Source organism: Kitasatospora sp. NPDC007106 (assembly GCF_040634455.1).
Taxonomy (GTDB): Bacteria; Actinomycetota; Actinomycetes; order Streptomycetales; family Streptomycetaceae; genus Kitasatospora; species Kitasatospora arboriphila.
In genome coordinates, this window is the sequence record NZ_JBEYFP010000348.1 from 1 (window position 1) to 6,307 (window position 6,307).

Genomic DNA, 6,307 nt, shown 5'->3' on the forward strand with positions numbered 1-6,307 from the left:
CGACGGCGGTGGGCAGCAGTTCGTCCACCGAGGCGCGGAGCCGGGCGAGTTCGCCGGGGTTGCGGAAGAGCCCCGGCGGGATCTGCCAGGAGCCGGTCTGCTGGGCGGCCTGCTGCTGGTACTGCTGCTGTCCGTAGCCGCCCTGCTGCTGCGGGACCTGCTGCTGGTACTGCTGCTGCGGCATCTGGCCCTGCTGCGGCGACTGCTGCGGGTAGCCCTGCTGCCCGTACGAGGGCTGCTGCTGCCAGCCCTGCTGTTGCTGCTGCGGGTAACCCTGCTGCCCGTACTGCTGCTGCCCGAACGCGTCGGGTTGCACCTGCCACGAGCCGGTCTGGTCGGCGGACTGTGGCTGCTGCGGGATGCCGTAGCCGGGATCGCCCGGGTGCCACGGCTGCTCTCCCTGGGGGCGGTAGCCCCCGCCCAGGTCAGTCATCGAACCCCTTATGCGTACCGCCGACTCGAACCGGCGTGCTACGGCATCATCCGGAGGGAGACGTTACCGTACCGCAGCATTGGCGATTCGCCGCATGCACACCGTCAGTGACCGTCGTCCGGGGGTGGGGAACTCCGTTGCGCCTGATATGCGTTGAACTCGGCGACGTTCTTCTGCTGTTGTTCGAAACTGTCGGTGAACCTGGTGTCGCCGGGACGCACGGTGACGAAGTACAGCCAGTCGCCCTCGGCCGGGTCCGCCGCGGCGCGCAGGGCCTCCCGGCCGGGGTTGGAGATCGGGGTCGGCGGCAGGCCCGTGTGCAGGTAGGTGTTGAAGGGGGAGTCCAGCTTGGTGTCGGTGTCCGTGGTGGTCAGGGTGGATCGGCCGAGGGCGTAGTTGATCGACGAGTCCAGTTGCAGCGGCATGTTCTTGGCCAGCCGGTTGTAGATCACCCGGGCGACCTTGGCCATGTCCTCGGCGTTGTCGGCCTCGCCCTCGACCAGGCTGGCCACGGTGAGGATCCCGTACGGGGTCTGTGCGAATGCGGTGGCGGCGTCCTCCACACCGCCGGACTCCAGCGCCTTGCCGCTCTCGGAGACCATCTGCTGCAGCAGTGCCAGCGGGGTGGTGTCACCGGTCACCGCGTAGGTCGACGGGAAGAGGTAGCCCTCGGGGTTGTCCTTGGCCGACTCGGGCAGGCCGAGGTCGCCTGCGTGCTGCTGGGCGATGCCCTTGGTGGTGCCGGGGGCGAGGTGCAGCCGCTCGTCGATCGCGGAGTACACCTGCTCGGCGCGGCGCCCCTCCGGGATGGTGAGGGCGTTGGCGTTCGCCGGGTCGAGCAGCACGCCGAGCGCCGAGGCCACCGACATCTTCAGCTTCAGCGTGTAGGTGCCGGGCTGGATCGTGTTGCCGGCCGGATGCCGGGCGGCCGCGTCGGTGAACGCCTTGGTGCTGGCCACCACCCCGCTCTTCACCAGCGTCCGGCCGATCGTGGTGAGGCTGGCGCCCTGCGGCACGGAGACCTCCACCGTCCCGCTGCCGCCGCCCGCGAAGTCCGCGGCCGGCGGCTCCGCCTTCGGCCACACCAGGTAGGCCGCGAGCGCGAGCACGCAGGCCACCCCGAACAGCGCCAGCACGCTCAGACAGCAGGCCGCCCCCGACCGCACCTTCCGCGGGTCCGGCGGCTCGACCGCGTACGGCTGCCCGGGCGGGCGCCCGTCGGGCTCCTCGGCGGGGGCGCCCAGGTGCCCGGGGGTGACGCCCGGCCCCAGACCGGGTGCGGTGAACGGGTCGGTCACGACGGCCCCTCCGTCGGCAGCCGGCGGTACCGGGCTGCTCCAACAACGGCGACAACGACGAAGGGGTCCGTGCGGACACCTCCGCACGGACCCCTTGTGGGACGTTAGTACGAACTGCTCAGCCGGTCGGCTCGACGCTCTCGCCGGGCGCCCGGCCGCTCACCCGTTCGGCCTCCAGCGCCGCCTGCAGGATCACCACGGCCGCCGCCTGGTCGATCACCGAGCGGCCCTTCTTCGAGGACCGGCCGGAGGCCCGCAGGCCCTGGGCGGCGGTGACGGTGGTCATCCGCTCGTCCACCAGCCGGACACCGACCGGCGCCAGCAACGCCGCCAGCCGCCCGGCGTACGCCCGGACCTTGGCCGCGGCCGGCCCCTCCTTGCCGCTCAGCGAGCGGGGCAGGCCGACCACGACCTCGATCGCGTCGTACTCCTCGACGATCTCCTTGAGCCGCGCCTGGGAGCGGCCCCCGGCGGGCACGGTCTCCACCGGCGTGGCGATCAGCCCGTCGGGGTCGCAGGACGCGACCCCGATCCGGGCGTCACCCACGTCGACGGCGATCCGCCGGCCCCGCCGGAAGACCTTCTCGGGCTGCTCCTCGGTCATCAGGAGGCGCGCTCCGCGACCAGGGCGCGGACGGCGGCGATCGCCTCGTCCACCGCGGCCGGGTTGGAGCCGCCGCCCTGGGCGACGTCGTCCTTGCCGCCACCGCCGCCGCCGAGCGTCTTGGCCGCGGTGCGGACCAGCTCGCCGGCCTTCACACCGCGGGCGCGGGCGTCCTCGTTGGTGGCGATCACGGTCAGCGGGCGGTCGTTCGCCACGGTGAACGCGGCGACCACGGCCGGGCGCGAGCCCAGACGGCCGCGGACGTCCAGCACCAGCTTGCGCAGCTCGTCCGCGCCCACGCCGTCGGCGACCCGGGCCGAGACCAGGGCCACGCCGCGGACGTCCTCGGCGGAGTCGGCGAGACCGGCGGCGGCCGCGAGGACCTTCTCCGCACGGAAGCGCTCGATCTCCTTCTCGGCGTCCTTCAGCTTGGCGAGCATGCCCGAGATCTTCTCCGGCAGCTCCTCCGGGCGGCCCTTGACCAGCTCGGTGAGCTGGGAGACCACGGTGTGCTCACGCGCCAGGAACTTGTACGCGTCGACGCCGACCAGCGCCTCGACCCGGCGCACGCCGGAGCCGATCGAGGACTCGCCGAGCAGCTTCACCAGGCCCAGCTGGGCGGTGTTGCCGACGTGCGTGCCACCGCACAGCTCCTTGGAGAAGTCGCCGATGGTGACCACGCGCACCGAGTCGCCGTACTTCTCGCCGAACATCGCGATGGCGCCGGCCTTGCGGGCCTCGTCCATCGTCATGACCTCGGCGGTGACGTCGAGTTCGCGGACGAGCACCTCGTTGATCTTCTGCTCGACGTCGGTCAGCACCGAGCCGGGGACGGCCGCCGGCGAACCGAAGTCGAAGCGGAAGCGGCCCGGCGCGTTCTCGGAACCGGCCTGGGCGGCCGTCGGGCCGAGCGCGTCGCGCAGCGCCTGGTGGGTGAGGTGGGTGGCCGAGTGGGCGCGGGAGACCGCGCGGCGGCGGTCCACGTCGATCGTGGCGTACGCCGAGGCACCGAGCACGACCTCGCCGAACAGCACGCCGCCGGAGTGCACCGTCACGCCGGGCACCGGCTGCTGGACGTCGCGGATCTCGACGACCGCACCGGAGTCCAGGCGGATCCGGCCGTGGTCGGCGAGCTGGCCGCCGCCCTCGGCGTAGAACGGGGTGCGGTCGAGGATGATCTCGACCTCGTCGCCCTCGGTGGCGGCCGGCGCCGGGACGCCGTTCACCAGCAGGCCGACCACGGTGGCCTCGCCCTCGGTGGCGGTGTAGCCGGTGAAGACGGAGGCGCCGGACTTGTCGGCGACCTCGCGGTACGCGGCGACGTCGGCGTGGCCCATCTTCTTGGCCTTGGCGTCGGCCTTCGCGCGGTCCCGCTGCTCCTGCATCAGGCGGCGGAAGCCGGCCTCGTCCACCTGGAGGCCCTGCTCCTCGGCCATCTCCAGGGTGAGGTCGATCGGGAAGCCGTAGGTGTCGTGCAGCTTGAACGCCTGGTCGCCGGAGAGCACCGCACCGCCGGACTGCTTGGTCTCGGTGACCGCGGCGTCCAGCAGGCTGGTGCCGGCCTTCAGCGTCTGCAGGAAGGCCGTCTCCTCGGAGGTGACGACCGTCTCGATGCGCTTGCGGTCGGCCTCCAGCTCCGGGTACTGCGGGGCCATCGCCTTGATGGTGATGTCCGTGAGCTCCTTGGCCACCGGCTCGGTGGCACCCAGCAGGCGCATGTTGCGGATCGCGCGGCGCAGGATGCGGCGCAGCACGTAGCCGCGGCCCTCGTTGCCGGGGGTGACGCCGTCGCCGATCAGCATGATGGCGGTGCGGAAGTGGTCGGTGACCACGCGCAGCGAGACGTCCGACTTGTGGTCGCGGCCGTAGGCGTGGCCGGTGAGCTCGGCGGCGCGGTCGAGGATCATCCGGCTGGTGTCGATCTCGAAGAGGTTGTCGACGTCCTGCAGGATGGCCGCGAGGCGCTCCAGGCCGAGGCCGGTGTCGATGTTCTTGCTCGGCAGGTCGCCGAGGATCTCGAAGCCGTCCTTGCCGTCGCCGTGGCCGCGCTCGTACTGCATGAAGACCAGGTTCCAGATCTCCAGGTAGCGCTCGCCGTTGACGGCCGGGCCGCCCTCCTCGCCGTACGCGGGGCCGCGGTCGTAGTTGATCTCCGAGCACGGGCCGCACGGGCCGGGGACGCCCATCGACCAGAAGTTGTCCTTCATGCCGAGGCGCTGGATGCGCTCGGACGGGACGCCGATGACGTCGCGCCAGATCTGCTCGGCCTCGTCGTCGTCCTTGTAGACGGTGATCCAGAGCTTCTCCTTCTCCAGGCCGTAGCCGCCGTCCGCGACGGGCGTGGTGAGCAGCTCCCACGCGAACTTGATGGCCCCTTCCTTGAAGTAGTCGCCGAAGGAGAAGTTGCCGCACATCTGGAAGAACGAGCCGTGCCGGGTGGTCTTGCCGACCTCCTCGATGTCCAGCGTGCGCACGCACTTCTGGACGGAGGTGGCGCGGGAGTACTGCGGCTTGACCTCGCCGAGGAAGTACGGCTTGAAGGGCACCATGCCGGCGTTGACCAGCAGCAGGGTGGGGTCGTCGGCGACGAGCGACGCCGACGGTACGACGGTGTGGCCGCGCTCCTCGAAGAAGCGCAGCCAGCGGCGGCGGATCTCAGCCGACTCCATCAGTGGTCCTTCCGGTTGGGTTGCTGCCCGGCAGCGCTCGGCGCTGGCGGGGCTCGGCAATGCTCTTGGTGGTGGTGCTGCGCTTCGGGGGCAGGGCGGCGGCCGGGGAGCCCGGGGCCGCCGAGATAGCTCGGTGGCCGGGCTCGGGGCGCAGCGCGCGGCGGCGGCGCGGCGGCTCTACCACGGCGGTGCCGTCGAGGCCGAGGTCGGCGCGGAGCTCCTGCTCGCGCTCGGCCATGCCGGCCTGGACGTCCTGGGCGAAGCGCTTGGCGGCGTCGCCGAGCCGGAGGGCGCCGCGGGCGGCGGTGCCGGAGATGCTGTCCGGGGTGAGCCGGTGCACGGCCTCGTTGGCCTTGCCCATGGCCCAGACGGCGGCGCCGGCGCCGACCGCCATCCAGAAGATGCGTCGAACCACCGTGTCAGCCCCTCACCGCTCGCCGGACGCGGGCCAGCAGCCCGCCGCTGCGCGGCGCGGTGGCCGCGCGGACCTCGGCCCGGACCAGCCGGGCGAGCGCGTCGCGGTCGGCGGCCTGCTCGGGGACGGCCGCCGCGCCCTGCTGGCGGGCGACGGCCTTGCGGACGCCGTAGCTGAAGGCGGCGACCTTGACCAGCGGGCCGCCGATGGTGGCGGCGACGGTGGAGGAGAGGGCGTTGGCGTTGGCGGCGGCGTCCTGCACGTTGGCGGTGATCTCGTCGACCCGCTCCAGCTGCTCGTTGGCGCTGCGGACGGCGGTGCCCGCGTCGACCAGCAGCGGCACGGCCTGCTCGGTGACGGCGGAGACCAGCACCGTGGCCTCCTTGAGCACCTTGGAGAGCCGGACGAGGACCACGGCGAGCAACGTCACGAGGACCGCCCAGAACACGGCCACCAACAGGCCGGCCAGTTCTCCCACGGACACCTTGTGCGCTCCCTCGCCTTGCAGCTTCCTCCGGAGGGAACCCTATCGTGACCACGGGCGGTTTCCCGACCGGATAAGGGCGGCGGGGCCGCGTCGCGGGCACGGCGGTGACCGCGGTGGCGGGGCGTGACCCACCCGGCGGTCACCTCGTTGATCGGAACGGGCGGCCGGCCGGCCGCCCCTTGCATCCATCCCACCGACGACATGGGGGCTCCGGTGTCGAGCGAACCCGCGGCGGACGGGCGGCGGCGGACGGCACGCGGCCGACTGCCCGCCGACCTCACCGGCTTCGTCGGCCGCCGTTCCGAACTCGCGGACCTGGCACGCCTGCTGGACACGTCGCGGCTGGTCACGGTGACCGGCCCGGGCGGGGTCGGCAAGACCCGGCTGGCCCTGCGGGCGGC

At 72.6% G+C, this 6,307-nt stretch carries 6 protein-coding genes and 1 pseudogene; 1 reads left to right on the plus strand and 6 read right to left on the minus strand.

What is annotated here, in order from left to right; all coding sequences use genetic code 11:
* The 6 genes and pseudogenes from ABZ641_RS22935 to ABZ641_RS22960 form a co-directional block, all read right to left on the minus strand.
* Positions 1-433: pseudogene (locus tag ABZ641_RS22935) on the minus strand (hypothetical protein); the annotation flags it as partial.
* Positions 434-537: 104 nt separating this feature from the next.
* The gene (gene mltG / locus ABZ641_RS22940) at positions 538-1,731 is read right to left on the minus strand and encodes an endolytic transglycosylase MltG (RefSeq protein ID WP_359984436.1); all 1,194 of its coding nucleotides are present in this window, start codon (positions 1,729-1,731) and stop codon (positions 538-540) included.
* A gap of 118 nt (positions 1,732-1,849) precedes the next feature.
* A complete protein-coding gene (gene ruvX, locus ABZ641_RS22945; RefSeq protein ID WP_263102429.1) occupies positions 1,850-2,335 on the minus strand; it encodes a Holliday junction resolvase RuvX in 486 nt (161 codons plus the stop codon).
* Positions 2,335-5,004, minus strand: coding sequence for an alanine--tRNA ligase (gene alaS, locus ABZ641_RS22950; protein ID WP_344624196.1), 2,670 nt, complete (start codon positions 5,002-5,004; stop codon positions 2,335-2,337). Before alaS ends, ruvX begins: the two co-directional genes overlap by 1 nt.
* Positions 4,991-5,419, minus strand: coding sequence for a DUF6167 family protein (locus tag ABZ641_RS22955; RefSeq protein ID WP_344624195.1), 429 nt, complete (start codon positions 5,417-5,419; stop codon positions 4,991-4,993). Before ABZ641_RS22955 ends, alaS begins: the two co-directional genes overlap by 14 nt.
* 4 nt (positions 5,420-5,423) lie before the next feature.
* Positions 5,424-5,903 (minus strand): DUF948 domain-containing protein, encoded by a 480-nt coding sequence (locus tag ABZ641_RS22960; RefSeq protein ID WP_344624194.1) that lies wholly within the window; start codon positions 5,901-5,903, stop codon positions 5,424-5,426.
* Positions 5,904-6,119: 216 nt separating this feature from the next.
* Between ABZ641_RS22960 and ABZ641_RS22965 the strand changes: the two genes are divergently transcribed.
* Positions 6,120-6,307: hypothetical protein (locus ABZ641_RS22965; RefSeq protein WP_359984441.1), on the plus strand; the 188-nt coding region annotated here is incomplete at its 3' end.